The sequence below is a fragment of the Mesorhizobium sp. W016 genome, from assembly GCF_054719485.1.
Map to the genome: position 1 here is coordinate 2,198,183 of NZ_JBTTIF010000002.1, position 23,937 is coordinate 2,222,119.

26 protein-coding genes are annotated in these 23,937 nt (G+C 62.7%); 5 read left to right on the forward strand and 21 right to left on the reverse strand.

Going from position 1 to position 23,937, the window contains the following annotated elements:
* Positions 1-3: 3 nt before the first annotated feature.
* The 12 genes from ACYG9V_RS10895 to ACYG9V_RS10950 form a co-directional block, all read right to left on the reverse strand.
* Positions 4-279: a sarcosine oxidase subunit delta gene (locus tag ACYG9V_RS10895; RefSeq protein ID WP_023684437.1), complete on the reverse strand. Its 276-nt coding sequence runs from the start codon at positions 277-279 to the stop codon at positions 4-6.
* Between the two features lie 15 nt (positions 280-294).
* The gene (locus ACYG9V_RS10900; RefSeq protein WP_023668554.1) at positions 295-1,548 is read right to left on the reverse strand and encodes a sarcosine oxidase subunit beta family protein; all 1,254 of its coding nucleotides are present in this window, start codon (positions 1,546-1,548) and stop codon (positions 295-297) included.
* Positions 1,549-1,584: 36 nt separating this feature from the next.
* Positions 1,585-2,892 (reverse strand): type III glutamate--ammonia ligase, encoded by a 1,308-nt coding sequence (gene glnT / locus ACYG9V_RS10905; RefSeq protein WP_023668553.1) that lies wholly within the window; start codon positions 2,890-2,892, stop codon positions 1,585-1,587.
* Positions 2,893-2,922: 30 nt separating this feature from the next.
* On the reverse strand, positions 2,923-4,251 hold the full coding sequence (locus ACYG9V_RS10910) for an FMN-binding glutamate synthase family protein (RefSeq protein ID WP_023687061.1): 1,329 nt from the start codon (positions 4,249-4,251) through the stop codon (positions 2,923-2,925).
* A 6-nt stretch (positions 4,252-4,257) separates the two neighbouring features.
* The gene (locus ACYG9V_RS10915; RefSeq protein WP_023668551.1) at positions 4,258-4,986 is read right to left on the reverse strand and encodes a GltB/FmdC/FwdC-like GXGXG domain-containing protein; all 729 of its coding nucleotides are present in this window, start codon (positions 4,984-4,986) and stop codon (positions 4,258-4,260) included.
* A gap of 4 nt (positions 4,987-4,990) precedes the next feature.
* A complete protein-coding gene (locus ACYG9V_RS10920; protein ID WP_023668550.1) occupies positions 4,991-5,887 on the reverse strand; it encodes a class II glutamine amidotransferase in 897 nt (298 codons plus the stop codon).
* A gap of 84 nt (positions 5,888-5,971) precedes the next feature.
* Positions 5,972-6,289: a hypothetical protein gene (locus tag ACYG9V_RS10925; RefSeq protein ID WP_023668549.1), complete on the reverse strand. Its 318-nt coding sequence runs from the start codon at positions 6,287-6,289 to the stop codon at positions 5,972-5,974.
* Positions 6,286-6,975 (reverse strand): hypothetical protein, encoded by a 690-nt coding sequence (locus tag ACYG9V_RS10930; protein WP_023704841.1) that lies wholly within the window; start codon positions 6,973-6,975, stop codon positions 6,286-6,288. The genes ACYG9V_RS10925 and ACYG9V_RS10930 overlap by 4 nt, the downstream gene beginning before the upstream one ends.
* Positions 6,976-7,017: 42 nt before the next feature.
* Positions 7,018-8,412 carry an APC family permease gene (locus ACYG9V_RS10935; protein WP_023668547.1) on the reverse strand — a complete coding sequence of 465 codons (1,395 nt, stop codon included), beginning with the start codon at positions 8,410-8,412 and terminating at the stop codon, positions 7,018-7,020.
* Between the two features lie 14 nt (positions 8,413-8,426).
* Positions 8,427-8,588, reverse strand: coding sequence for a hypothetical protein (locus ACYG9V_RS10940; protein ID WP_023668546.1), 162 nt, complete (start codon positions 8,586-8,588; stop codon positions 8,427-8,429).
* A 27-nt stretch (positions 8,589-8,615) separates the two neighbouring features.
* Positions 8,616-8,993, reverse strand: coding sequence for a hypothetical protein (locus ACYG9V_RS10945; RefSeq protein WP_023668545.1), 378 nt, complete (start codon positions 8,991-8,993; stop codon positions 8,616-8,618).
* A 28-nt stretch (positions 8,994-9,021) separates the two neighbouring features.
* Positions 9,022-9,309 (reverse strand): hypothetical protein, encoded by a 288-nt coding sequence (locus tag ACYG9V_RS10950; RefSeq protein WP_023668544.1) that lies wholly within the window; start codon positions 9,307-9,309, stop codon positions 9,022-9,024.
* A gap of 283 nt (positions 9,310-9,592) precedes the next feature.
* Between ACYG9V_RS10950 and ACYG9V_RS10955 the strand changes: the two genes are divergently transcribed.
* The 4 genes from ACYG9V_RS10955 to ACYG9V_RS10970 are packed head-to-tail and all read left to right on the forward strand — an operon-like array spanning position 9,593 to position 13,377.
* Entirely contained in the window at positions 9,593-10,726 is a 1,134-nt protein-coding gene (locus ACYG9V_RS10955; RefSeq protein ID WP_023668543.1) for an aminomethyltransferase family protein, read from the forward strand.
* A 42-nt stretch (positions 10,727-10,768) separates the two neighbouring features.
* Positions 10,769-11,365: a dimethylamine monooxygenase subunit DmmA family protein gene (locus ACYG9V_RS10960; protein ID WP_352655972.1), complete on the forward strand. Its 597-nt coding sequence runs from the start codon at positions 10,769-10,771 to the stop codon at positions 11,363-11,365.
* The gene (locus ACYG9V_RS10965; protein WP_023687064.1) at positions 11,362-12,327 is read left to right on the forward strand and encodes a PDR/VanB family oxidoreductase; all 966 of its coding nucleotides are present in this window, start codon (positions 11,362-11,364) and stop codon (positions 12,325-12,327) included. Before ACYG9V_RS10960 ends, ACYG9V_RS10965 begins: the two co-directional genes overlap by 4 nt.
* 9 nt (positions 12,328-12,336) lie before the next feature.
* Positions 12,337-13,377 carry a heme-dependent oxidative N-demethylase family protein gene (locus tag ACYG9V_RS10970; RefSeq protein WP_023687065.1) on the forward strand — a complete coding sequence of 347 codons (1,041 nt, stop codon included), beginning with the start codon at positions 12,337-12,339 and terminating at the stop codon, positions 13,375-13,377.
* A gap of 122 nt (positions 13,378-13,499) precedes the next feature.
* On the opposite strand, the gene ACYG9V_RS10975 is transcribed toward ACYG9V_RS10970, so the two are convergent.
* Positions 13,500-14,210, reverse strand: coding sequence for a helix-turn-helix domain-containing protein (locus ACYG9V_RS10975; RefSeq protein WP_023687066.1), 711 nt, complete (start codon positions 14,208-14,210; stop codon positions 13,500-13,502).
* Positions 14,211-14,477: 267 nt separating this feature from the next.
* Here ACYG9V_RS10975 and ACYG9V_RS10980 point away from each other — a divergent pair, with 267 nt between their 5' ends.
* Positions 14,478-15,836, forward strand: a complete 1,359-nt coding sequence (locus tag ACYG9V_RS10980) for an NAD(P)-binding domain-containing protein (RefSeq protein ID WP_023668538.1) — start codon at positions 14,478-14,480, stop codon at positions 15,834-15,836.
* A 41-nt stretch (positions 15,837-15,877) separates the two neighbouring features.
* Here ACYG9V_RS10980 and ACYG9V_RS10985 read toward each other — a convergent pair whose 3' ends face one another.
* The 8 genes from ACYG9V_RS10985 to ACYG9V_RS11020 all read right to left on the reverse strand — a co-directional run bounded on the left by ACYG9V_RS10985 (position 15,878) and on the right by ACYG9V_RS11020 (position 23,864).
* A complete protein-coding gene (locus tag ACYG9V_RS10985; RefSeq protein WP_023687067.1) occupies positions 15,878-16,672 on the reverse strand; it encodes a hypothetical protein in 795 nt (264 codons plus the stop codon).
* 155 nt (positions 16,673-16,827) lie between these two features.
* The gene (locus ACYG9V_RS10990) at positions 16,828-16,965 is read right to left on the reverse strand and encodes a hypothetical protein (protein ID WP_023687068.1); all 138 of its coding nucleotides are present in this window, start codon (positions 16,963-16,965) and stop codon (positions 16,828-16,830) included.
* A gap of 4 nt (positions 16,966-16,969) precedes the next feature.
* On the reverse strand, positions 16,970-17,770 hold the full coding sequence (locus ACYG9V_RS10995) for a hypothetical protein (RefSeq protein WP_352762788.1): 801 nt from the start codon (positions 17,768-17,770) through the stop codon (positions 16,970-16,972).
* A gap of 7 nt (positions 17,771-17,777) precedes the next feature.
* Positions 17,778-19,757, reverse strand: a complete 1,980-nt coding sequence (locus ACYG9V_RS11000; protein ID WP_352762786.1) for an ABC transporter permease — start codon at positions 19,755-19,757, stop codon at positions 17,778-17,780.
* Complete coding sequence (locus tag ACYG9V_RS11005; protein ID WP_023709925.1) at positions 19,754-20,833, reverse strand: quaternary amine ABC transporter ATP-binding protein; 1,080 nt, start codon at positions 20,831-20,833, stop codon at positions 19,754-19,756. Before ACYG9V_RS11005 ends, ACYG9V_RS11000 begins: the two co-directional genes overlap by 4 nt.
* 70 nt (positions 20,834-20,903) lie before the next feature.
* Complete coding sequence (locus ACYG9V_RS11010) at positions 20,904-21,878, reverse strand: ABC transporter substrate-binding protein (protein WP_352762784.1); 975 nt, start codon at positions 21,876-21,878, stop codon at positions 20,904-20,906.
* Between the two features lie 425 nt (positions 21,879-22,303).
* Positions 22,304-23,122 carry a glucose 1-dehydrogenase gene (locus ACYG9V_RS11015; protein ID WP_050586867.1) on the reverse strand — a complete coding sequence of 273 codons (819 nt, stop codon included), beginning with the start codon at positions 23,120-23,122 and terminating at the stop codon, positions 22,304-22,306.
* Complete coding sequence (locus tag ACYG9V_RS11020; RefSeq protein WP_352762781.1) at positions 23,100-23,864, reverse strand: SDR family oxidoreductase; 765 nt, start codon at positions 23,862-23,864, stop codon at positions 23,100-23,102. Before ACYG9V_RS11020 ends, ACYG9V_RS11015 begins: the two co-directional genes overlap by 23 nt.
* Between the last annotated feature and the right edge of the window lie 73 nt (positions 23,865-23,937).

Consider the following 23,937-nt stretch of genomic DNA (forward strand, 5'->3'; position numbering starts at 1 on the left):
AGCTCATGTCTCCACCTGGCTCGCACCAGCCCCCGCCGCCGGTTCCACCGCCGAGATCTCGTGCGTCAGCGTGTTGCGGGTGACCTTCAGCCAGGCCCGGCAGCCACCGCCGTGATACCAGTTCTCTGCCATCACGCCGGCGATGTTGTCGCGCAGATAGACATAGTCGTAGACGGCATCTTCGCCGGCATCCGCCGCCGGCCGTACAGGCTTGGCATCGCCGAGATAGCTGAACTCGCCGAGTTCGCGTTCGCCGCAGAAAGGACAGGTGATACGCATCTTGTTCCGGCCGCCTCAATGCAGGTTCGGTTGGGCGCCTTGGCCCTTTTCGTCGATCATGGCGCCGCGCTGGAAGCGGTCGAGCCGAAACAGCGCCGCCTCCTTGTGCGTTTCGTCACGCGCCAGAAGATGGGCAAAGACGAAGCCGGAACCGGGCGTCGCCTTGAAGCCGCCATAACACCAGCCGGCGTTGAGGTAGAGCCCGTCGACCGGTGTCTTGTCGATGATCGGCGAGCCATCCATCGACATGTCCATGATACCGCCCCACTGGCGCAGAAGCCGCACGCGGCCGATCATCGGGATCAGCGCCATGCCGCCTTCGCAGACATCTTCCATGACAGGCAAATTGCCGCGCTGGGCGTAGGAATTGTAGCCATCGATGTCGCCGCCGAAGACCAGCCCGCCCTTGTCCGACTGGCTGACATAGAAATGCCCGGCGCCGAAGGTCATGACGCCGGGGATGAGCGGCTTGATCGCCTCCGAGACGAAAGCTTGCAGCACATGGCTTTCGATCGGCAGGCGCATGCCCGCCATCGCTGCGACACGCGACGATGACCCGGCGACTGCCATGCCGACCTTGCCGGCGCCGATCTTGCCGCGCGACGTCTCGACGCCAGTCACCTTGCCGTTGCCGTCCCGGACAAAGCCGGTGACCTCGCAGTTCTGGATGATGTCGACGCCGAGTTCGCTCGCCGCATGGGCATAGCCCCAGACCACCGCGTCATGCCGCGCGGTGCCGCCGCGGCGCTGCAGGAGGCCGCCCTGCACGGGAAAGCGCGCATGGTCGAAATTCAGGAACGGCAGCATCTTCTTCAGCGCCGCCTGGTCGAGCAGTTCGGCATCGATGCCATTGATGCGCATGGTGTTGCCGCGCCGCGCATAAGCGTCGCGCTGCGCATCGGAATGATAGAGGTTGAGGACGCCGCGCTGGCTGACCATGGCGTTATAGTTGAGGTCCTGCTCCATCCGCTCCCAAAGCTTCATCGAAAGCTCGTAGAAGCCGGTATTGCCGGGCAGGCCGTAATTGGAACGGATGATGGTGGTGTTGCGGCCGGCATTGCCGGAGCCGATCCAGCCCTTTTCCAGCACGGCGACGTTTCTGATGCCGAACTCGCTGGCGAGGAACCAGGCGGTGGCGAGCCCATGGCCGCCGCCGCCGATGATCACAACATCGTAGTGGTCCTTGGGCGCCGCATCGCGCCAGGTGCGCTGCCAGTTCTTGTGGCCGGAAAGGGCAGCACGGGCGAGCGAGAAGATCGAATATTTCATCAGGTCATTCCGAGGTCGCTCGCACAGCTGGGACGATTATATGTCCAACGTGTGGTCGCGCTCCCATTGCGTGAAGTGCGAAGCATAGGAATTCCATTCCTGGTGCTTCAGCTTTAGGTAAGCCGACGAGAATTCCTCACCCAGCGCCGCCTTGAGCGATTTGTCCTTGTCGTATTCGCGAAGCGCGTCGAGCAGGTTGAGCGGCAGCTTCGGCGCGCCCTTCACAGTGTGACCGTTCTGGTACATGTCGATGTCGTAGCGCTTGCCGGGATCGGCCTTGGAGCGGATGCCGTCGAGACCGGCGGCAATGATGACGGCCTGCAGCAGATAAGGGTTTGCGGCGCCGTCCGGCAACCGCAGCTCGAAGCGGCCGGGGCCGGGCACGCGCACCATGTGAGTGCGGTTGTTTCCGGTCCAGGTCACCGTGTTCGGCGCCCAGGTGGCGCCCGAAATGGTGCGCGGCGCGTTGATGCGTTTGTAGGAGTTCACCGTCGGGTTGGTGATGGCGGCCAGCGCCGAGGCATGTTTCATGATGCCGCCGAGGAAATTCTTGCCCTTGGCCGACAGGCCGAGTTCCATCGCGTTATCGGCAAAGACGTTGACCTTGCCGGCCTTGTCCCAGACCGAAATATGGGCGTGGCAGCCATTGCCGGTCAGGCCCTGGAAAGGCTTTGGCATGAAGGTCGCGCGCAGGCCGTGTTTCTCGGCCACCGACTTGACCATGAACTTGAAGAAGGAGTGCTTGTCGGCGGTGGCGAGCACATCGTCGAAAGCCCAGTTCATCTCGAACTGGCCGTTGGCGTCCTCATGGTCGTTCTGGTAGGGGCTCCAGCCCAGCGCCAACATGTGGTCGCAAATCTCGGCGATGACATCGTAGCGGCGCATCACCGCTTGCTGGTCGTAGCAGGGTTTTGAAGCCGTGTCGTATTTGTCGGAGATGACGCTGCCGTCCGGCGAGATCAGGAAGAACTCTGCCTCGACGCCAGTCTTGACATGCATGCCGTCAGTGGCGGCTTCCGCGATCAGCCGGCGCAGCGTGTTGCGCGGCGCCTGCTCGACTTCCTTGTCGTCCATGATGCAGTTGGCGGCGACCCAGGCGACATCGGGCTTCCACGGCAGCTGGATCACCGAATCCGGATCCGGCACCGCCAGCATATCAGGATGCGCCGGCGTGAGGTCGAGCCAGGTGGCGAAACCGGCGAAGCCGGCGCCGTCCTTCTGCATGTCGGCGATCGCCTGCGCCGGCACCAGCTTGGCGCGCTGGCCGCCGAACAGGTCGGTGTAGGAAATCATGAAATATTTGACGCCGTTCTCTTTGGCGAATGCGGCGAGATCGTTCCCCATTATAGTTCCTCGCTTATTTTGATGTGTTTTTTAGAAGCCGTTTTTCCCCGGTATCCAGTTGGTGCCGGCCAGCGGCACGCCAGCCATGGCGGCGGCTTCGATGGTGAGGGCTACGAGATCCTCGGGCTCGAGATTGTGCAGGCTGTTCTTGCCGCAGGCACGCGCAATGGTCTGCGCCTCCAGCGTTATCACCTTGAGGTAGTTCGCCAGCCGCCGTCCGGCGGCGATCGGATCGACCCGCTTCATCAGTTCGGGGTCCTGCGTGGTGATGCCCGCGGGGTCGCGACCCTCGTGCCAGTCGTCATAGGCGCCGGCGGTGGTGCCGAGCGCATTGTATTCGGCCTCCCAGCGCGGGTCGTTGTCGCCGAGCGCGACGAGCGCTGCCGTGCCGATCGACACCGCGTCGACGCCGAGCGCCAGCGCCTTGGCGACGTCGGCGCCATTGCGGATGCCGCCCGACACGATCAGCTGCACCTTGCGGTGCATGCCGAGATCCTGCAGCGCCTGCACCGCCGGCCTGATGCAGGCAAGCGTCGGCTGGCCGACATTTTCGATGAATACTTCCTGGGTGGCCGCCGTGCCGCCCTGCATGCCGTCGACGACGACGACATCGGCGCCGGCCTTCACCGCAAGTGCTGTGTCGTAATAGGGGCGGGCGCCGCCGACCTTGACGTAGATCGGCTTTTCCCAGTCGGTGATCTCGCGCAGCTCGAGGATCTTGATCTCGAGATCGTCCGGCCCGGTCCAGTCGGGATGGCGTGAGGCCGAGCGCTGGTCGATGCCCTTCGGCAGCGTGCGCATTTCGGCGACGCGGTCGGAAATCTTTTGTCCCAACAGCATGCCGCCGCCGCCGGGCTTGGCGCCCTGGCCGACAACGACTTCGATGGCGTCGGCACGGCGCAAATCCCTGGGGTTCATGCCGTAGCGTGACGGCAGGTACTGGTAGACCAGTTGCTTGGAATGGCCGCGCTCTTCCTCGGTCATGCCGCCGTCGCCCGTGGTGGTCGACGTGCCTGAGAGCGTAGCGCCACGGCCGAGCGCTTCCTTGGCCGGGCCGGACAGCGACCCGAAGCTCATGCCGGCAACGGTGATCGGGATTTTCAGCTCGATCGGCTTCTTGGCATAGCGCGAGCCCAGCACGACCGACGTGTCGCACCGCTCGCGATAGCCTTCCAGCGGATAGCGCGAGATCGAGGCGCCGAGGAACAAAAGGTCGTCGAAATGCGGCAGCTTGCGCTTGGCCCCGGCGCCCCTGATGTCATAGATGCCGGTCGCCGCGGCGCGGCGGATTTCGGAAAGCGTGTAGTCGTCGAAGGTCGCGGATTTGCGCGGCGTCGTCGGCGGGTTCTTGTAGGTCATGCTGCCTCAATACGCGTCGGCGTTGTCGATATTGAAATTGTAGAGCGTGCGCGCCGAGCCGTAGCGCTTGAATTCCGACGGCTTGACGCCGGTGACGCCGGCGCGGTCGAGCAGTCCCTGCAGCAGTTCGATATGCTCGGGCCGCATCTCCTTGGCGATGCAGTCGGCGCCCAGGCTTTCGACCTTGCCGCGCACGAACAGCCGCGCTTCGTAGATGGAATCGCCAAGTGCGTCGCCGGCATCGCCCAGCACCACCAGATTGCCGGACTGCGCCATGAAGGCCGACATGTGGCCGATATTGCCGTGCACGACGATGTCGATGCCCTTCATCGAGATGCCGCAGCGCGACGAGGCGTTGCCCTCGATGACGAGCAGCCCGCCCTTGCCGGTGGCGCCGGCATACTGGCTGGCGTCGCCCTTGATGACGATCGAGCCCGACATCATGTTTTCGCCGACGCCAGGTCCGGCCGAGCCGTGCACGGTGATGGCAGCGCCGTCATTCATCCCGGCGCAGTAGTAGCCGACGCTGCCGCGCACATCGATGCTGACAGGCTGGTCGACGCCGACCGCAACCGAATGGCTGCCCTTCGGGTGCAGCACTTCCCACGCCGTTTCGTTGGAGCCGGGCGTCAGATTGTGAAGCGCCTGGTTGAGCTCGCGCAGCGACGACACATCAAGATCGAAGACCCGGGACGCCTGGTCTTGCGCCGCCTTCGAAAGTTTGGTTGCCGGCATGGGCTCAATGCTCCCAGAAATAGACGGTTGCGGGTTCCGGCTCCCAGACCCTCGCATTGTCTATGCCGGGCAGCTTGGTCAGCGCCCGATATTCCGAGCCGAAGGCGACATACTGGTCGGTCTCGGCCATGACGGCGGGTTTGCAGGCGATCGGATCGCGCACCACGCCGAAACCGTTCTTGGTGCCGACGACGAAGGTGAAGAAGCCGTCGAGGTCGGACAGCGTGCCTTCCAGCGCCTCGCCGAGGTTCTTGCCATGCGCCATCTGCGAGGAGAGATAGGCGGCGGCGACCTCGGTGTCGTTCTCGGTCTCGAATTTCATGCCCTCCCGCACCAGCTCACGCCGCACATTGTTGTGGTTGGACAGCGAGCCATTGTGCACCAGGCACTGGTCGGCGCCGGTCGAGAACGGATGCGCGCCCATAGTGGTGACGGCCGATTCCGTCGCCATGCGGGTATGGCCGATGCCATGCGTGCCGGTCATCGAGCGGACGTCGAAGCGGTCGACGACCGCTTCCGGCAGACCGACTTCCTTGTAGATTTCCACCGCTTCGCCGGCGCCCATGATGCGCACGTCGGGGCGGATTGACTGCAGCGCTTCGCGCGCGGCATCGACCTTGTCGGGCGCGGTTCTCAACACTGCATGGGTGGACTTCACCGCTATGCTCACCGGCGCGCCGATGGCCTTCGCGAGTTCGGCGTCGAGGCCGCGGAAATCGCGCTCGGGCTTCGCGGACTGGATGGTGATCTTGGCTTCATTCCTGGAAGGCGCGCCATAGATGGCGATGCCGGCGCTGTCGGGGCCGCGATCGCTGAGCGATATCAGCATCTGCGACAGCATCGAGCCGAGCTGCGGCTCAAGCGACTTGTCTTTCAGAAAAAGTCCGACGATTCCACACATGTCAGCCTCCCGACGTTACCACTAGACGATGATGTATCGAATGCGTCGTGCGAATTCAATCGTATGAAAAAAATATTCCTGTAGTTACGTATCCGGCTCGATGCGGCCTTGTGAACTATCGCCGCCGTCGCGGGCGCTGTGAATCCATGTGGCGGTGCGGATGCGGGCTATTCTGTAGGCATCGAGGATCGACAGCGCATAGATCAGGAAGCCGCCGGCGTGGCGGCCGACGAAGCTGGCATCGGCCGGCGCGATCTTGGCCGTCACCCAGGCGAGGATCACCATGAAGAACAGGAACTGCAGGCCGCGCACGGGCACGCCCAGAATGACGTGGCCGCTGGCCGGTAAGACGATGGCAGCGCCGAGCACCAGATACGGGTTTGTCGGTGCGGGTGCGCTCATGCGACCTGCCTTTCCTGTCGGTTGATGGCATCGCGCAGCACTGAGGCCGAGGTCAGCAGTCTCTCGACCAGCGTTGGATCCAGCCTTGCGCCGCCGAATGCGGCCTGCCGGAACACGCCGTAGCGCGCCCGCTCGGCCTCGGCCAGCAGCCAGACGATGCGCACGCCGTTCGGGGTGATCAAGAGTTCCTTGGCGCGGCCTTCGGCAAAGATGTCGAGATGGCTGGCGATCAGGTTCTGCGGAAAGCGCGCCGCCCTGAGGTCGGTTCGCAGCACGGCTTCAGCCGGAAATCCCGGAGCCTTCGGCAGCGTATGCTGAAGATGATCGAAATTGGAGAAGGTCGTCGGCGAGCCCGGCCGCATCATCATGTCGAAGGTCGCCGGCACCGCAACCGGCTCTGTGATCGTGACACTCAACCATCGCGCCGGCAGCTTTCGCGTTGCCAGCGTGTCGACGATGGTGCGCAGCTGCACGCGCTGTCCGTTCCATGTGCCGGCCCAGGTGACAACGCCGGCTGTGCCATCGGAGACATCAACGGCATCTGTGATGACGGTCCGGATGCTGGCTGCCTCGGCTGCAAGATCAGCCTTGGCCTTTTTGCGGCTGGCGCGCGTATGCCAGGCGAGGTGCAGGACGAGAGCCACGGCGACCGCCCCGGCCAGCAATGCTGTCGTCACGTCAGACACCTCGTCACGCCATGCCCGCCCAGACCGGCAGGCCCTCTCCTGTCAATAGCCCTGCGGCTTCGGCCACGGCATGGTGAACTGGTCGCCGCGGCGCACATAGCGGTAACGGTAGAAGTGGAACCACAGCGAGATCAGGAAGTAGAAGGCGACCATGGCGATCAGCTGCGTGCCGTAGCCGAGGAAGATCGCAAAGAAGGTCACCACGCAGAGGCAAAACAGCACGATCGCCGGGATCGGGTGGAACGGGTGCGTATAGCCGCGGCGGATCGTGCCCAGCGGCCACTTTTTGCGGAACATCATGATGTTTATGCTCATGAAGGTGTATTGCAGCACGCCCGACAGGATTGAGAAGGTGATCGCCTGGTTGAGGTCGGCGATGAAGGCGAAGGCGAGCGCGATCGGCAACAGGAACAGGATCGAGCGATAGGGCGTGCGGTATTTCGGGTGCACGGCCGAGAACCATGTCGGCAGATAGCGGTCGCGTCCAAGCGAGAACCACGCGCGGGCCGCATCGTTGATACAGCCATTGGCCGACGCCAGTGCCGCGAGCAGCGTGGCGACGAACAACAGGTTTTCCAGCAGCGGGCTGCCGGTCAGCTTGCCGGCGTCCCACAAGGGATAATAGGTGATACCGAGGTACTCCCAGGGCATCAGCGAGGCGCAGACATACCAGGTCATGGCGGCGGCGATCAAAAGCGTGATCATGCCGGCCATGGTGCCGTAAGGCAGCGAACGCGCCGGCGAGCGCACTTCCTCGGCGGCCTGCGTGGTGCCTTCGATGCCGAGATAGTACCAGATGCCGAACTGGAAGGCCGCGATGACGCCGATCCAGCCATAGGGCAGCGCATTGCCGGGGGTGACCAGTTCGTTGAGCTTCAGCACAGCACCCTGCGTCCAGGGGCTGACCGAGAAGAACAGGATAACGATCGAGACATAGGCTATCGCCGTGATGACGAAGTTGACGTTGAGCGTCATCAGCACGCCGCGATAGTTCAGCCATGCCAGCACGACGATGGTGGCGGCAATGAAGGAGTTGTGGGTGAGCCCTTCGACGCCGGCCTTGGCGACGATGGTGTCGCCGAGCAGGATGGCGTCCGAAACCTCCAGCATGGTGTAGGCAAAGACCAGGAACAGCGCGACGTTGAAGGCCATCAGCGGCCCGACAATGTGCTTGGCCTGCGCGTATTGGCCGCCGGCGGCGGCAACCGTCGATGTCACCTCGGAGTCGATCATGGCGACCGAAGTGTACAAGAGCCCGACCACCCAGCAGACGATCAGCGCCGCCAGTGCGCCGCCCTTGTCGGCCGAGAAATTCCAGCCGGTGAATTCGCCGACCAGCACGATGCCGACGCCAAGCGCCCAGACATGGGCCGGGCCGAGCACGCGTAGCAGTGAAACCCTGTCGCCGTGTATTGCCGGTTCAAGCGTGATCGTCATTGTTCAATCCCCACTCAGATCCGGTGTTTTTCGGAAGCGGCTTCAAGCTCGCCTTCGCGCGAGGAAGTCAGCACCTCCTCGGAATAGGTCGTGTCGATCTTGAACCAGTCGTAGAGCATCCACAGCGCAAGCACGACCGAGATGCCCCACGATGCGTAAGAGAGTGCGACCCACATGAGCGTGCTTCCCCAAAATCTCTGGCGTTACTTGTCGTCGAACTTTTCGTTGATGACGTCGCGATATTCGCGGTCGGAGGCGCGGAACAGGAAGACGAAATAGCCGATCAGCACCGCCGCCATGATGATCAGCGTCGGCCAGTCGATGATGTAGTGGAAGCGGTTCTGGATGATGTCGTGCGCGGTCTCCGGCGTATAGCCGAGCTTTTCCCAGATCGAGGCCATGGTCGGGTTCTGTCCCAACGCTTCCCAGGTTTTGGCATCGAGCGCGTCGATGGATTTCGCCGCACCCGCCAGGCCGAGTTTCAATGGCAGCCACAGCGCCACGAAAATGGCGACCACGACGACCACGATATCGAAAATCTGCCCGGCCTTGCCTTGTTCCGGCGGCGTGTAGCGCGACATGACTTCTACCCCTCAGGACGTTCTGTTTTCAGGACTTGCGGTTGCGGGCCGCGTCGGCGTTCTTGATGTCGAGACCGTAGATGAAGTCCTTGTCTTCCTTGTAGTGATTGACCATCGCCAGGATGGCGGCCGTATTGAAGATCAGCACGGCGGCGGCAGCGATAGCGACGACGATCTTGATCCCGGTGTCCGGGATGTAGGGCCATGTCATGACAAGCACGAAGAGGATCGTCGCCCAAAGGCAGATGATCAGGAGCGCGGATCCGCGCAGGTCGGAACGGTACAGCGCTTCGATGCGCTGCTGCAGGTCTGACATCGGTTTCCCCTTTTCCAGCGCCCGACCCCGAATTGGCCGCCCGCTGCCCTCTTTCAACAGAGTGAAATTTTTTTCATAAATTCGGGCCGAATCCAGCAATTGTCAAGCCGATTTTACGTTGGGTTAACCGTTTGTCCCCAGCCGCGAATTTTGCCTGACAATGAAATTATTTGCTTCCGGGTATTGCGGCATCAGGACGTTTGCGATCAATATTCGACCAAATGCTCCCGCCTCGCGCAGGGAGCCGGGAACACAATAGAATTTTCGAACGGAGGATTTGCGGATGACGGCATCCTGGAGATTTTCGACCCTGGCGGATCGCCATCGCGCGTTAGGCTCGAAGCTCGAAGACTGGAGCGGCATGGGCACCGCCTGGACCTACGACAAGGACGCCGACGAGGAATACACCGCCATCCGCACAAGGGCCGGGCTGATGGATGTGTCGGGCCTGAAGAAGGTTCACATCACCGGGCCGCACGCCTCACACCTCATCGACCTGGCAACGACGCGCGACGTGGAGAAGATCTATCCCGGCAAGTCGGCCTATGCCTGCATGCTGAACGAGGCCGGAAAATTCACCGACGACTGCATCCTCTACCGCACCGGGCCGAACGCCTGGATGGTGGTGCACGGCTCCGGCACCGGCCATGAGGAATTGCAGCGCGCTTCCGTCGGCCGCGACGTATCGCTGCGCTTCGACGACAATCTGCACGACCTGTCGCTGCAGGGACCGACCGCGGTCGACTATCTCTCAAAGCATGTGCCGGGCATTCGCGACCTCAACTATTTCCATCATATGCAGACGCAGCTGTTCGGCTTTCCCGTCATGATCTCGCGCACCGGCTATACCGGCGAGCGCGGCTACGAGATATTCTGCCGCGGCCAGGACGCCGGCACGATCTGGGACAGGATCCTCGACGAGGGCAAGAGCGCCGGCATCATTCCGTGCCGCTTCACCACGCTCGATATGCTGCGCGTCGAAAGTTATTTGCTGTTTTATCCCTATGACAACTCGCAGAAATATCCGTTCGAGAACGAAGGCCCCGGCGACACGCTGTGGGAGCTCGGCCTCGACTTCACCGTCAGCCCCGGCAAGACCGGCTTTCGCGGCGCCGAAGAGCATTACCGCCTCAAGGGCAAGGAGCGCTTCAAGATCTACGGCGTGCTGCTCGACGGCAAGCAACCCGCGGATGAGGGCGCGCCGGTCTATCGCGACGGCAAAAAGGTGGGCGTGGTCACCTGCGCCATGTATTCGCCGCTGGTCGAGAAATCGATGGGCATCGCCCGCCTCGACGTCGACTGCGCGGTCAAGGACACCAAGCTCGAGATCCGCAACAAGAGCGGTTCGATCAGGGCGACGGCGCAGCCTCTGCCCTTCGACGATCCCAAAAAGACCAAGCGCACGGCGAAAGGCTGAGGCACAATCGACAGCGAGGGGTTTCGAGGTACGAAGTAGAGAATGGCAGCCAAAACGATCATCAGCCGGCCCATTTACGGAACCCTGTCCCCGCAGCCCGGCAAGCATCATCTTTTCGTGGCGGATGCGGAAGGCGCGCTGGCGATCGTCGATATGGCAAGGACGGCGCCCCCCGGCTTCTTCGACGGCGCCGAAATCGTCTTCATTCCCGGGGCCGACGGCAAGCACGTTGCCGCTCTTGAGGCACTGAAGTCCGCGCAATTTCATGTCGCGCCAACCTTCGCCAGCCTGCTGCCCCGGCTGAAGCAGACGCTTGCCAACGCGCATATGGGCCTGCGCCTCTATCTCGCCGGCACCGAAGGGCTGATCGGCCAGGCCATGCAGGTGGCGCTCGAAGCCGGCATCGATCATACCTCCATGCAGACCGAGCATCGCGGCTCATTGGCGCGGCGCATGCAGTGCGTGCATTGCAAAGGCATCACCGAAAATGTGACGACGCAGCCGGCCACCTGCGCGCATTGCAGCCTGCTGCTTCTGGTGCGCGATCATTATTCGCGACGGCTGGCAGCATTCCAGGGCGTCTGCATAAATGCCGAGGATCGCTCGGAGATCCCTCCCATAGAGGAGGTCTTCCCATGAGCACCGGCACCACCAAGCTCGATGTCGTCGTCAGCGACGTCGTCCCGGTCAACGAACTGGTGACGCGCTTCCATTTCCGCCGCCGTGACGGTGAGCTTTTGCCGACCTTTTCCGGCGGCGCCCATGTCGTGGTCGAGATGCGCGATGGCGACCGCACAAGGCTCAATCCCTATTCGCTGATGGGATCGCCGCTCGACACCCGCGAATACACCATCTCGGTGCGCCGCGACGATGTCGGCCGCGGCGGCTCGTTGTTCATGCACCGGAGCGTCAAGCCTGGCCTGGAGATGGTGGTCAGCTACCCCGTCAATCTGTTCTCGCTCGACCTCAGGGCAAAGAAGCATCTGATGCTTGCCGGCGGCATCGGGATCACGCCGTTCATGGCGCAGACCGCGCAGCTCGCCGGGTCCGGCGGCAATTTCGAGCTGCACTACACCTGCCGCACCGCCTCGCTCGGCACCTATGCCGATGTGCTGCAGGAGCGCTATGGCCGTCGCGTCCGGCTCTATCACGACGACCGCGACGAGCGCATCGAACTCGACCGTCTCTTGTCCTCGCAGCCGCTCGGCACCCATCTCTATGTCTGCGGCCCGGCCGGCATGATCAACTGGGTGCGCGAGCGCGCTGCGGCTCTCGGCTGGCCGGCGGAGACCGTGCACTACGAGCATTTCGCGGCACCCCAGCCCGGCCTGCCGTTCGACGTCACACTTGCCGTTAGCGGCAAGACCATCCGCGTCGGCGAGCAGCAGAGCCTGCTCGAAGCGATCGAGGCCGCCGGCGTCGATCCGCCCTATCTCTGCCGCGGCGGTGTCTGCGGCCAGTGCGAGACCAACGTCGTCTCGTATGACGGCAAGTTCATCCACAACGACCACTGGCTCAGCGAGGAAGACCATCGTTCCGGCTGCAAGATCATGCCGTGCGTGTCGCGCTTCGAAGGCAAGTCGCTGGTCCTGGAAAGATAGGAGGCCAGCTTGGGCATCACCTTTCGCAAGGAAACGTTTCGCGACGATTTCACCTTCAGGAACAGCCCGGAACACATCAGGCGGTTTCCGTTCCCGTTCCACGAAGACGCCTACATGTATGCGGTCAACATCGAGCCGCATGTGGTTGGCCCCAAGGGCAGCGTTCTGGAAAACCTGATCGACGTCGACGAGCACTATGTCGCCGAGATGCAGGACCGTGCACTGGTGCTGGCCGACGATCCGCTGCGCTGCCAGTCGCTGCCGCATATGACGCTGGCCGGCTGGGACCTGCTCGAACTTTTGATGGAGCAACAGGCACTTGGCTATCCCGAGCATTTCACCCTGACCCGCGACGGCGACCGCTGGCGCTGGATCAACCGGCCGCTCGGCATCGACGACACCTTCACCTTCGGCGACACCTCGACACTGCCTTACGGGCCGATGGAGTACATCACCCGCCAGAGCCAGGGTGATTTCTGCATTCTCGATCAGCGCGACGGCAATCTTTGGATGGACGCCGGCATGGTCACCACTCAGGCCGACTGGTCGCTCGATTTCGACATCGGCATGAATTTCTTCGAATGGCACGCGCCGGTGCCGCTGGCGCATGAGAAGGGGATTTTCGTCAGGGCGCTGAAGTTCCTCACCAACATCCAGCAGGGCAAGCCGGCGCGGCGTCTCAACTGGACGATGACCATCAACCCGCGCCTCGACACCAGTCCGGAGAATTACCACAAATGGGGCCCGGACCGCGCGACGGTGACGCCCGAAAATGTCGGCGACAAGGTGCATCTGCGCGTCGAACTGCAAAGCTTCTGGCGCCTGCCGCGCTCGAACGGCATCGTCTTCCCGATCCGCTGCTATCTGATCAAGATGGACGAACTGGTGACACAGCCGAAATGGGCAAGGCGACTGCACCGGGTGATCCGGGATTTGCCGGAAGAGCTGGCCACCTACAAGGGCCTGACGCGGTATCGGCCGACATTGGTGGAATGGCTGTCGAAGCTGGATGATGGCAGTGCGACGTCACCGGGGTTCGGGCCGGACTAAAGGCCCCCTCATCCGGCCGCTGCGCGGCCACCTTCTCCCCGAGCGGAGAAGAGATCGCCAGCGCTGACGCCAGACTCCTCTCCCCTCGGGGCAATCCGGGTGAGCGGGCTGCGGCGGTCCGACTACCCCGCGCTCTGCGGATAGCAAATAATCGACAGATACCGCATCGGAAGTTTCGTCAGTTGCTCCGGCCCGTGCGGCGCGTCGGCGTCGAAGAACAGGCTGTCGCCCGGCTTCATCGGATAGAGGTTGCTGCCGTGCCGGTACACCACCTCGCCCTCCAGCATATAGAGGAATTCCATGCCCTCATGCTGGAAGGTCGGGAACACATCCGAATCCTCGGTCAGCGTAATCAGATAGGGCTCGACGACGACGCCGCTGGTGTTGGAGCCGATATGGCCGAGCAGATTGTATTGATGGCCGGCGCGGGTGCCGCGGCGTTCGACATCTAGCCCTTCGCCGGCCTTGACGAAGACGGCGCTGCGCTCTTCCTCGAATCGGCGGAAGAAGGCGGTGACGGGAACGCCGAGCGCCCTCGACAGCGCCTGCAGTGTGGTCAGCGACGGCGAGGTGATGCCGTTCTCGATCTTCGACAGCATGCCCAGCGAAATATCGGTGGCGACGGCGAGATCGGCGACGGTGATGCCGAGCTTCTTGCGGAAGGCGCGCACCTCGCGCCCGATCGCCACCTCCAGCACTTTTTCGCGCGTGTCGCGAATGGCGTGCGGATTCTGCGTCAGCGGCGCGCGGATGGTTTTTCCGTCCACGGAGGCCTTTGCCGGTGGCTTTGCCCTTGTCGAAGCAGTCTTGGAATCGGAACTTGTCTTCGCCATCTCGCCTCCGAATCCCCATGATTATTTCACTCCAGGTGAACATATTCGGTGCCGATACAGAAACGCAACCGCGCAGCAAGCCCCTTAAGTCGAATGGTGTCCGAACAGGATTTACGCCGTCATCCGTTTTTCCGGAAATCCGCTGGGGCGAAACGCGGTTTCTCCACAAGGCCTGTTGACAGCATCCAAGAGGCAATTACTGTCCTGTGAGTGAAATTTGTTTCGTAAGAGCAATTCCAAAAATCGAATGACACCGGGAGGCCTGCCATGAAAACGCGCGTTGCCGTCATTGGAGCGGGGCCATCCGGTCTGGCCCAGCTCAGGGCCTTCAAGTCGGCTGCCGACAAGGGCGCCGAGATCCCCGAAATCGTCTGCTTCGAAAAGCAGTCGGACTGGGGCGGCCTGTGGAACTACACCTGGCGCACCGGCCTCGACGAGCATGGCGACCCCGTCCACGGCTCGATGTACCGCTACCTCTGGTCGAACGGACCGAAGGAATGCCTGGAATTCGCCGACTATACGTTCGAGGAGCATTTCGGCCGCCCGATCGGATCCTACCCGCCGCGCGCCGTTTTGTGGGATTACATCAAGGGTCGCGTCGAGAAATCAGGCCTGCGCAAATGGGTGCGCTTCAACAGCCCGGTGCGCATGGTCACCTTCTCGGACGAGACGAGAAAATTCACCGTCACCGCGCATGACCGCACGAACGACGTCACCTACTCCGAGGAGTTCGACAATGTCGTCGTTGCCTCAGGGCATTTCTCGGTTCCCAACGTTCCCTATTTCGAAGGCTTTTCGACGTTCAACGGCCGTATCCTGCACAGCCATGATTTCCGCGATGCCATGGAGTTCAAGGGCAAGGACATACTGATCATCGGCCGCTCCTATTCTGCCGAGGACATCGGCTCGCAGTGCTACAAATACGGCGCCAGATCGATCACTTCCAGCTACCGCTCCAAACCGATGGGGTTCAAATGGCCGGAGAACTGGAAGGAAGTACCGCTGCTGCAGAAGGTCGTCGGCAAGACGGCGCACTTCAAGGATGGCACCACCAAGGACGTCGACGCCATCATCCTGTGCACCGGCTACCTGCATTCCTTCCCGTTCCTCACGGAAGAGCTGAAACTGAAGACCGCCAATCGCATGTGGCCGGACGGGCTCTATGAGGGCGTCGTGTGGGAGAAGAACCCGAAACTGTCCTATATCGGCATGCAGGACCAGTTCTACACTTTCAACATGTTCGACGCCCAGGCCTGGTTCGCCCGCGACGTCATCATGGGCCGTATCAAGCTGCCGTCGGTACAGGCGATGGCCGAGCACGGCGCCAAGTGGCGGGCACGCGAAGAGACGCTGGAAGACGCCGAGCAGATGATCTGGTTCCAGGGCGACTACACCAAGGAATTGATGGACCAGACCGACTATCCCGGCTTCGACGTCGAGGCGGTCAACCAGACCTTCATGGAGTGGGAGCACCACAAGGCGGAAGACATTATGAGCTTCCGCGACCACGCCTACCGCTCGCTGATGACCGGCACCATGGCGCCATTGCACCATACGCCCTGGCTGCAGGCGCTGGACGACTCGATGGAAAGCTATCTCCAGGTGAAGGGCGTGGCGGCGGAATAGGTCGGCGTGATGCAAAACAATGCGCCGGCACCGGCCCAGTTTCAATTCAGAGGGTAGTCGGGAGCCGCATCGGTCTCCGTCACCTTGACCCACACCAATTCGCTATAATAGGCGCCCTCCGGGCCGGTGCCGTACATGGACAGTCTGTCAGCCATCAGCAGATGTGTCATGTCGTTGAGTGCCCGGCCGGTCGGCTCCTCGGGCCAGGCGAAGACGCCGTCGGTTTTGGCGCCGAACCTCACATCGGTGCATCCGAAATCGATCTCGACCTTCCACGACAGCAACGGCCTGATATCGCTGAGCGGCGGGCGCGGCGGATCGGGCTGCTCGAAGTGATGGTCGACCGAGACTCTCGTCGGCACTGCCGGCGTGATGCCTTTGGCTTTGAAGGAGGCGATGGCGTCGTCGCCAAATCGTGCGAGCAGGCCAGCGTGCCATAACCGGTAGGTCGCGCGGAAAAAGCCGCTGACCCGGATAGATTTGCCATCGTTGTTGAAGACGTTCACAGCGGCGTAGAAACGGCGCAGTCGTGGCGCCAGCGCCCGCCAGTCGCATTCGGCCGGTGTCCCCGGCGTCGCGATGAAATCGTCAAGCAGATCGCTGCCGCGCACATTGGCGTTCAGCACCGTGCAATCCTCACCATGGATATGCCAGTGCCGCCGGAGCTCGGCTGCTGCGATGCCAGGCTTGCGCAGCTCTTCCACCGAGGCGCGAACCCGAGCAATCGCGTAGGACGTAGCCGCATCCAACGTCTCAAACCCCGAAACCACATGCTCGCCGGTCTTGGCCATGTCGAAGACGACGACAGTAAAAGGCGGTTCGCGCTGATCGGGCATTCGGCAGCAAGCTCAGGCTGGTCGAGGATGAAGCAGCTTTCCGCGCGAAAATGCGTCAAAGTCAAGAGCTGGAGCGCGGCCTGCCATTTCCAGAAGAGGCGAACTCCAGAAGAGGCGAAACCGTTCTATCCGAGCCGTGCTTGAGCTTTCGCGGCTCAGGGGTCGACGACCGACCGCGATGATGTCGATGGCAGGTTGTTGCCAGCCCGCGACAATGCCGCGACCCTGGACCGTGCGATGAACACTTCCTGGCCGAGATCGCGTGTGCCGGCCACGGGGCAGGTGATGATCATCACTTCAATCCAGCGGATAGTCGGGAGGCGCCTCCGTCTCGGTCACTTTGGCGGTTAGTATCTCGCAGTCGTTGGCCCAGTCGGGGCCATCGCCGCGCATGGCCATCATGTCGGCCATCAGCAGGAGCTGCATGGTTCTGAGCGCCCAGTCGGTGGGCTCTTGCGGCCAGGCGAAGATGCCGGCGGCGCCGCCGCCGAACTTCACGTCATGGCAGACGAAACCGACCTCGACCTTCCAGGATCGCAGCGTCACGCCTGGCGGCGGGTAGGGCGGGTCGGGCAGCTCGAAGTAATTGGCGACCATGAGCTTCGTCGGCTCCGCCGGCTCGATCCCCTTGGCCTTGAAGGCGGCAATGGCGTCGTCGCCAAAGCGCTCGAGGAGGCCGTCTCGCGTCAGCCTGTAGGTCGAGCGAAAGAAGCCGCCCGCCCAGACGGATTCGTTGTTGCCGTTGGAGATCAGCAGCGAGGCGCGGAAGCGGCGCAGCCTTGGCGCGAGAACTTGCCAGTTGCATTCGGCCGGCATCGACGGCGTCGCAATGAAATCGTCGAGTAGATCGCTGCCGCGCACTCCGGCGTTCAGCACCGAACAGTCTTCGCCATAGAGGTGCCAGAGCTGGCGAAGCTCAGCAGTGGCGATGCCGGGCTTGCGCAAGTCCTCCACCGAGGCGCGAACCCGCGCAATGGCGTAGGACGTCGCCGCCTCCAGCGTCTCAAACCCCGAAACTACGTGCTCCCCGTCCGGCTCGCCGGTCTTGGCCATGTCGAAGACGAGTACGGCAAAAGGCGGTTCGCCGGGATTGGACATTCAACAATTATCCTAGTCTTGCCCGCGCCTTCGCCGTCCAGGCATTGAACAGCCGGTCTGCGACGATGCCGATGAAAGCGATGGCGAGACCCGCGACAATGCCGCGTCCGGAATCGGCCTTGGACAGCGCGATGAAGACTTCCTGGCCGAGGTCGCGTGTGCCGACCATGGCGCAGATTATGATCATCGCCAGCGCCATCAGGATCGTCTGGTTGACGCCCAGCATGATTTCGGGAAGCGCCAGTGGCAATTGTACCCGAAAGAAGGTCTGGCGCGGCGTGCAGCCGGAAACCTTCGCCGCCTCGATCAATGCCGGCGGCACTTGCCGGATGCCGTGATTGGTGTAGCGGATCGCCGGCACCACGGCGAAGGCGACCGTGGCGATCATGGCGGTGACGTCGCCGACCCGGAACAGCATCACCACGGGAATGATGAAGCAGAAGGACGGCAGCACCTGCAGCGTGTCGATGATGGGCGTGACGATCTTTTCGAAGCGGTCGCTGCGCGCGGCCATCAGGCCAATCGGGATGCCGATCAGGCAAGCGATGAAGGCCGAGATGCCGCAGAGATAAACCGTCGCCATGGTCTTTTCCCACAGGCCGGTGACGGCGCAGAAGGCGGTCAGCGCGGCGACGAGGGCGGCGAGACGCAGGCCACCGAACTGGTAGCCGGCGAGGCCGAGCAGGGCCACCGCGCCGAGCCACGGAAAGCCTTCGCAGAAGGCGCGCAGCGGGTTCAGTACATTGAGGATGAGCGCCACGCGAAACGCTTCGATCACGTCGAAGAAGTTGATCGTCACCCAGCTCACCGCCGCCTTCCACAGTGGCGCGGTGGTGAAGGTGATCTCCTTGGGCACCGCTGCGAACGCCGGTACGAACGGGCCGAGCAGCGTCGTCACGACCAGGATGGCGATGGCCAGCGACAGATTGGGATAGCGCCGCCAAAAGCTCTGGTTCGCCTGCTGTTGAACATGGCCCTTCGCCTGTTTGTGGGCGATGGCTTGGCTCAACCGGTCGAGCCCGATTGCGAGTGCCACAATGGCGAGCCCGGCTTCCATCGCTTCGCCGACCTTCAGCGCACGCAACGCCAGCAGCACATCATAGCCGAGGCCGCCGGCGCCGATCATCGAGGCGATGATCACCATGTTCAGCGCCAGCATGATCACCTGGTTGACGCCGATCATCAGTGTCGGCCGCGCCGACGGCAGCAGCACGCGCCACAATTTCTGCCGCGCCGTGCAGCCGGCCATCTCTGAGAAATCGTCGATCTCTGACGGCACCCGCGACAGGCCGAGCATCGTCGCCCGCACCATCGGCGGCGTGGCGAAGATGGCGGTGGCGATCATCGCCGAGACCGGGCTGTTGCCGAACAGGAGCAGCATCGGGATGAGATAGGCGAAGGTCGGGATGGTCTGCATCAAATCGAGGGCAGGTGAGATGATCAGCCGCTCGGCCCATGGCTTGCGCCACGCCCAGATGCCGGCGAACAGGCCGGTGACGATGCAGAACGGCACCGCGATGGAAATCAGTGCCAGTGTCAGCATGGCGCTGGTCCATTGGCCGAACAGCGCGGTGTAGAGGAAGCAGCCGCCGACGAGCATGCCGAGTTTTCTACCGCCCACGGCATGCCCGGCGATGAAGGCGGCGGCGCAGACGCCGATCCAGGACAGGCGCGGCAGGACATAGGCATCGGCACCATGACCAATCTTGAAATTCTTGGCCAGCAGGTCGAGCGCGAAATCGAGGGGAACGCCGAGCACCGCGGTGATCGAGCGGGTCAGCCAGGACAAGTTCGACTTGATCCAGCGCATCAGCGCACTGACCCAGTCGGCGACCGGGATAACCGCCTCGGCCGGATAGTTGACGGCCCAGGGCAGTCTGTCCTGCAGCAGAAACACCACCAGCAGGGCGGCCAGCGCCAGCGCCCAGATCAGCAGCCAGCGCTGAACCGGTGGCCTCGTTTGGCTGGCGCTTGCAGTCACCGTCATGCGCCGGCTCTTTGCTTGTCGATGCCGGCCAGCAGTCCGATCACGGCTTGCGGCGTCACCTCGCCGATCGACTTGCCGCTGCCGTTGACCACCGCGAACGGTTTTCCCGAAGCGACGATGCTGGCCGAGAAGCTGGCGATCCTGGCGTCGGGCGAAACCGTGCCGCCATGCTCGGAGCCATCCAGGGCACGCATCAGGCTGCGCGCCGAAATCACCTTGGCGCGGTCGACATCCCGGGTGAATTCGGCGACATAGTCGGTCGCCGGATTGACCACCAGTTGCTCCGGTGTGCCGATCTGGATGACCTCGCCGTCCTTCATGATGGCGATGCGGTCGGCCAGCCTGATCGCCTCGTCGAAATCATGGGTGATGAAAACGATGGTCTTGTGCAGCATGGTCTGCAGCCGCATCAGCTCGTCCTGCATCTCGCGGCGGATCAATGGGTCAAGCGCCGAGAACGGCTCGTCGAGGAACCAGATCTCCGGCTTGGTCGCGAGGCTGCGGGCGATGCCGACGCGCTGCTGCTGGCCGCCGGAGAGTTCGCGCGGATAGAAATGCTCGCGGCCGCGTAAGCCCACGAGATCGATCACCTCCCGCGCTCTCGCTTCGCGCGTCGGCCGGTCCTGGCCCTGGATACTCAGCGGGAAGGCAATGTTCTCCAGCACGTTCAGATGCGGCAGCAGCGCGAAATTCTGGAACACCATGCCCATGCGATGGCGCCGCAGTTCGATCAGCGCCGAATCGGAAATCTTGAGCAGATCGTTGCCTTCGAATTCGACCTTGCCGTGGGTCGGCTCGACCAGCCGCGACATGCAGCGCACCAGCGTCGACTTGCCGGAGCCGGACAGCCCCATAATGATGAAAATCTCGCCCTGGCGGATTTCGAGATCGACGGCGCGCACCGCGCCGACCAGTCCGGCCGCGGCGATGTCGGCCATGCTGGCCTTGCCGTCACGCTCGCGGATGAAGCTGGCCGCGTTCGACCCGAACAATTTCCAGACATTGCGGCAGGCAAGCTTTATCGGCCGCACATCCTTGGGCGTGCCAGTTGCCTGCGGTTCAGTCGCTTCCGTCATCCAATGGTCCTTCTGGAAAATGGAGATAAGACCCGGCCGCTAGGGCCGGGTCTGGCTTCCAGTCAGGCGATCACTGCGCCCAGGCTTTCCAGTCGGCTTCGTGGGCGGCGATCCAGGCGGCGGCGACATCTTCGGGCGTCTTGCCGCCGAGGTCGATCTCGCCGCTCATCTTGTTGAGCTCATCGGTATCGATCGTGTACGCCTTGGCCACCTTGTAGGCGACCGGCCATTTGTCCTTCATGCCGGACCAGGAGTATTTCCAGATTTCGCCATGCGGTTTGCCGCAATCATATTTGGCATCCGGGTTGGTGCCCCATTTCGGGTCGGTGTAGCACTCGGGCGTATACTCCGGGAATTCGACCCACTCGCCCTTGTACTTGGCCGGCGCCCAATGCGGCGAATAGATCCACAGCATGATCGGCGCCTTGCGCTGATAGGCCGAGTCCAACTCGGCGAACATCGCCGCGTCGGTGCCGGCATGGATGACGGTGAAGGGCAGCTTCAGCGCCTCGACGCGCTCGTCGTCAAAGCCTTCCCAGGTTACCGGGCCGCCGAGATAGCGGCCCTTCGGCGCCGTCTCCGCCGTCGAGAACGCCTCGGCGCATTTCGGGTCCTTCAGCGCCTCCCAATTGGGCAGGCCCGGGCATTTCTCCTTCATATATTCGGGAAACCACCACTCTTCCTTGGCCTTCGGCCCGAGCTTGCCCAGCCGCTCGGTCTGGCCGGTGGCGTCGGAGGCCTTCATCGCCTCGCCGGCCGTCGTGTCCCAGAACTCCAGGCCGACATCGAGGTCGCCATTGGTGAGACCGGTGGTCAGGCTGGAGAGGTAGTCGGCTGTCGGATATTCGACGGTATAGCCGAGCTTTTCGAGGATACCGCCAAGGATCTTGGCGTTGAGATTGACGCTGGTCCAGTCGAACAGCGCGATCTTGATCGGGTCGTTGGATTCAGGTGCTGCTGCGTGGACCGGTGATGTAAGCGCACTTGCGGTGGCAAGCGCCAAGGCTCCCGTTGATAGGTTCGAAATCACACTGCGAAATGACATGCTTGTTCTCCTGTCAAACCATGTGGAAATTTCTTGATCGTTCCCTTCTTGCGTCTTTTCTTGATTGTGTTGGAAAGGCGGGTCGTTACGCAAGCTCGTTCGCACCAAGCCAGTGCCGCAGCCGCAACTTGCGCAGGCGAAATGGTTGCTCGACTTGGTGTTTATGTGATGCCGGGCGGGCCCGCGTCATGGCATCGGATGGATTGCTGCGTGAGCAATCGTCAACAGATCGATCGCCGCTCCAGCGGCGCTCTCAGACGTGCGAGCCATCAAGGTCCCATGGTCTCGGCCGGCGAGCCCCATCCCCGCCAAGGCCGTTTCATGAGATGAAATTATATATACCAACGTTCATGCGGCGCAACGGCTGATGCCCTGTGCACTGCGGAATTTCAGACTGGTCGATTGCCAACCGCCAGAGCTGACGTTCACGACATGATCAGGCCGCCATCGACATTGATGGTTTGGCCGGTGATGTAGGTGGCGTCGTCGCTGGCGAGAAAGCTGACCAGGCCGGACACGTCCTCGCCGCTGCCGGCGCGGCCCATCGGGATGTTCTTCACCCATTCGGCCATCAGCTCGCCGGGCTTGTAGTCACCCATCAGCTTGCCCCACGCTGCGTCATTATAGGCCCACATGTCGGTGTCGATGATGCCGGGGCAGATGGCGTTGACGGTGATCTTTTCCTTGGCCACTTCCTTGGCCAGGCTCTGGGTAATGCCGACGACGCCGAACTTCGACGCCGCATAGTGCGGCGTGTAGATGAAACCCTGCCGCGCCTGGCCCGATGCCGTGTTGATCAGCCGGCCGCCGTCGCCATGCTTGCGAATGCGCGCGATCGCTTCCTGGCAGCACAGAAACACGCCCTTGGTGTTGACGGCCATCACCTTGTCCCACTCGGCCTCGGTCATCGCCTCGATCCGGGCGATGGTGATGACGCCGGCATTCTGCACCGAAATGTCGACACGGCCGAATTCCTTCTCGGCGAGGTCGTAAAGCGCGGTGACCTCATCCTTCCTGGTAACGTCCATGCGCATCGACGCGACCTTGGCGCCCGCGGCTTTCAGGCTGGCGGCGACGTCCTCGACGCGGGTATCGATGGCGCTGACCACGACCGCGGCACCTTCTTCGGCAAAGCGCTTCGCCATCGCCGCGCCGATGCCGCCGCTCGCGCCGGTGATGACCGCAGTCTTGCCTTCAAAACGCTTCTGCACTTTTCTTCTCCTACCAGCAGACAAAGCCGCCATCGACGATCAGGTCGATGCCGGTGACGTAACTCGCGGCGCGGCTGGCCAGGAACACGGTCGGGCCGACCATCTCTTCCGGCGTCGCCATGCGGCCCATTGGTGTGTCGCGCTCGAATATCTTGATCTGTTCCGCGACCTCAGGCCGTTTGTTCATCGGCGTCAGCGTGTAGCCGGGGCTCACCACATTGACGCGCAGGCCGCGATCGGCCCATTCCATGGCGAGGCTCTTCGACATGTGGATGACGGCCGCCTTCGACGAATTGTAATGCGCCTGGGTCAGGCCGCGATTGACGATCGAGCCCGACATCGAGGCGATGTTGATGATCGAGCCCTTGCGCCGCGTCAGCATGGCGCGCGCCTCGGCCTGGCAGGACAGGAACACGCCGCTGACATTCACGTCGTAGATATTCTGCCATTTTTCCAGCGGCAGCGTCTCGGCCGGCTCGGCCCCGGCGATGCCGGCATTGTTGACGGCGATGGTCAACGCGCCGAGTTCGTTCTCGGCGCGCTCGATCGCTGACGCGAGATCGGCCTCCGACGTCACCGTTCCGGTCAGCACCAGCGCCTTGCGGCCAAGTGCCGAAATCTTGTGCGCCGTCTCGTCCAGCCCGCCCTTGGAGGAGTGGCCGAAACAGGCTATGTCGGCGCCGGCTTCGGCGAGCCCGATGGCAATGGCCTGGCCAATGCCGCTGCCGGCGCCTGTTACCAGCGCTACGTCGCCGCTGAGATCGAATAGTTTCACGTTGTTCCCCCTCCTGAAATGAAGGGGCGCCAGTCTTTGCTGGCGCCCCGCGCGGTCCGGTCCTTGGGAGGAT

What these genes read in the sequence shown, in the direction of transcription:
- ACYG9V_RS10950 (WP_023668544.1), bottom strand. Translation starts at nt 9,309, where the DNA reads ATGTCAGACCTGCAGCAGCGCATCGAAGCGCTGTACCGTTCCGACCTG.
- ACYG9V_RS10925 (WP_023668549.1), bottom strand. Translation starts at nt 6,289, where the DNA reads ATGAGCGCACCCGCACCGACAAACCCGTATCTGGTGCTCGGCGCTGCC.
- ACYG9V_RS10955 (WP_023668543.1), top strand. Translation starts at nt 9,593, where the DNA reads ATGACGGCATCCTGGAGATTTTCGACCCTGGCGGATCGCCATCGCGCG.
- ACYG9V_RS11000 (WP_352762786.1), bottom strand. Translation starts at nt 19,757, where the DNA reads ATGACGGTGACTGCAAGCGCCAGCCAAACGAGGCCACCGGTTCAGCGC.
- ACYG9V_RS11015 (WP_050586867.1), bottom strand. Translation starts at nt 23,122, where the DNA reads ATGGCGGCTTTGTCTGCTGGTAGGAGAAGAAAAGTGCAGAAGCGTTTT.
- ACYG9V_RS10910 (WP_023687061.1), bottom strand. Translation starts at nt 4,251, where the DNA reads ATGACCTACAAGAACCCGCCGACGACGCCGCGCAAATCCGCGACCTTC.
- ACYG9V_RS10995 (WP_352762788.1), bottom strand. Translation starts at nt 17,770, where the DNA reads ATGTCCAATCCCGGCGAACCGCCTTTTGCCGTACTCGTCTTCGACATG.
- ACYG9V_RS10965 (WP_023687064.1), top strand. Translation starts at nt 11,362, where the DNA reads ATGAGCACCGGCACCACCAAGCTCGATGTCGTCGTCAGCGACGTCGTC.
- ACYG9V_RS10895 (WP_023684437.1), bottom strand. Translation starts at nt 279, where the DNA reads ATGCGTATCACCTGTCCTTTCTGCGGCGAACGCGAACTCGGCGAGTTC.
- ACYG9V_RS10960 (WP_352655972.1), top strand. Translation starts at nt 10,769, where the DNA reads ATGGCAGCCAAAACGATCATCAGCCGGCCCATTTACGGAACCCTGTCC.
- ACYG9V_RS11005 (WP_023709925.1), bottom strand. Translation starts at nt 20,833, where the DNA reads ATGACGGAAGCGACTGAACCGCAGGCAACTGGCACGCCCAAGGATGTG.
- ACYG9V_RS10915 (WP_023668551.1), bottom strand. Translation starts at nt 4,986, where the DNA reads ATGCCGGCAACCAAACTTTCGAAGGCGGCGCAAGACCAGGCGTCCCGG.
- ACYG9V_RS10935 (WP_023668547.1), bottom strand. Translation starts at nt 8,412, where the DNA reads ATGACGATCACGCTTGAACCGGCAATACACGGCGACAGGGTTTCACTG.
- ACYG9V_RS10990 (WP_023687068.1), bottom strand. Translation starts at nt 16,965, where the DNA reads ATGATCATCACCTGCCCCGTGGCCGGCACACGCGATCTCGGCCAGGAA.
- ACYG9V_RS10920 (WP_023668550.1), bottom strand. Translation starts at nt 5,887, where the DNA reads ATGTGTGGAATCGTCGGACTTTTTCTGAAAGACAAGTCGCTTGAGCCG.
- ACYG9V_RS10975 (WP_023687066.1), bottom strand. Translation starts at nt 14,210, where the DNA reads ATGGCGAAGACAAGTTCCGATTCCAAGACTGCTTCGACAAGGGCAAAG.
- ACYG9V_RS10945 (WP_023668545.1), bottom strand. Translation starts at nt 8,993, where the DNA reads ATGTCGCGCTACACGCCGCCGGAACAAGGCAAGGCCGGGCAGATTTTC.
- ACYG9V_RS11010 (WP_352762784.1), bottom strand. Translation starts at nt 21,878, where the DNA reads ATGTCATTTCGCAGTGTGATTTCGAACCTATCAACGGGAGCCTTGGCG.
- ACYG9V_RS10980 (WP_023668538.1), top strand. Translation starts at nt 14,478, where the DNA reads ATGAAAACGCGCGTTGCCGTCATTGGAGCGGGGCCATCCGGTCTGGCC.
- ACYG9V_RS10940 (WP_023668546.1), bottom strand. Translation starts at nt 8,588, where the DNA reads ATGTGGGTCGCACTCTCTTACGCATCGTGGGGCATCTCGGTCGTGCTT.
- ACYG9V_RS10985 (WP_023687067.1), bottom strand. Translation starts at nt 16,672, where the DNA reads ATGCCCGATCAGCGCGAACCGCCTTTTACTGTCGTCGTCTTCGACATG.
- glnT (WP_023668553.1), bottom strand. Translation starts at nt 2,892, where the DNA reads ATGGGGAACGATCTCGCCGCATTCGCCAAAGAGAACGGCGTCAAATAT.
- ACYG9V_RS10900 (WP_023668554.1), bottom strand. Translation starts at nt 1,548, where the DNA reads ATGAAATATTCGATCTTCTCGCTCGCCCGTGCTGCCCTTTCCGGCCAC.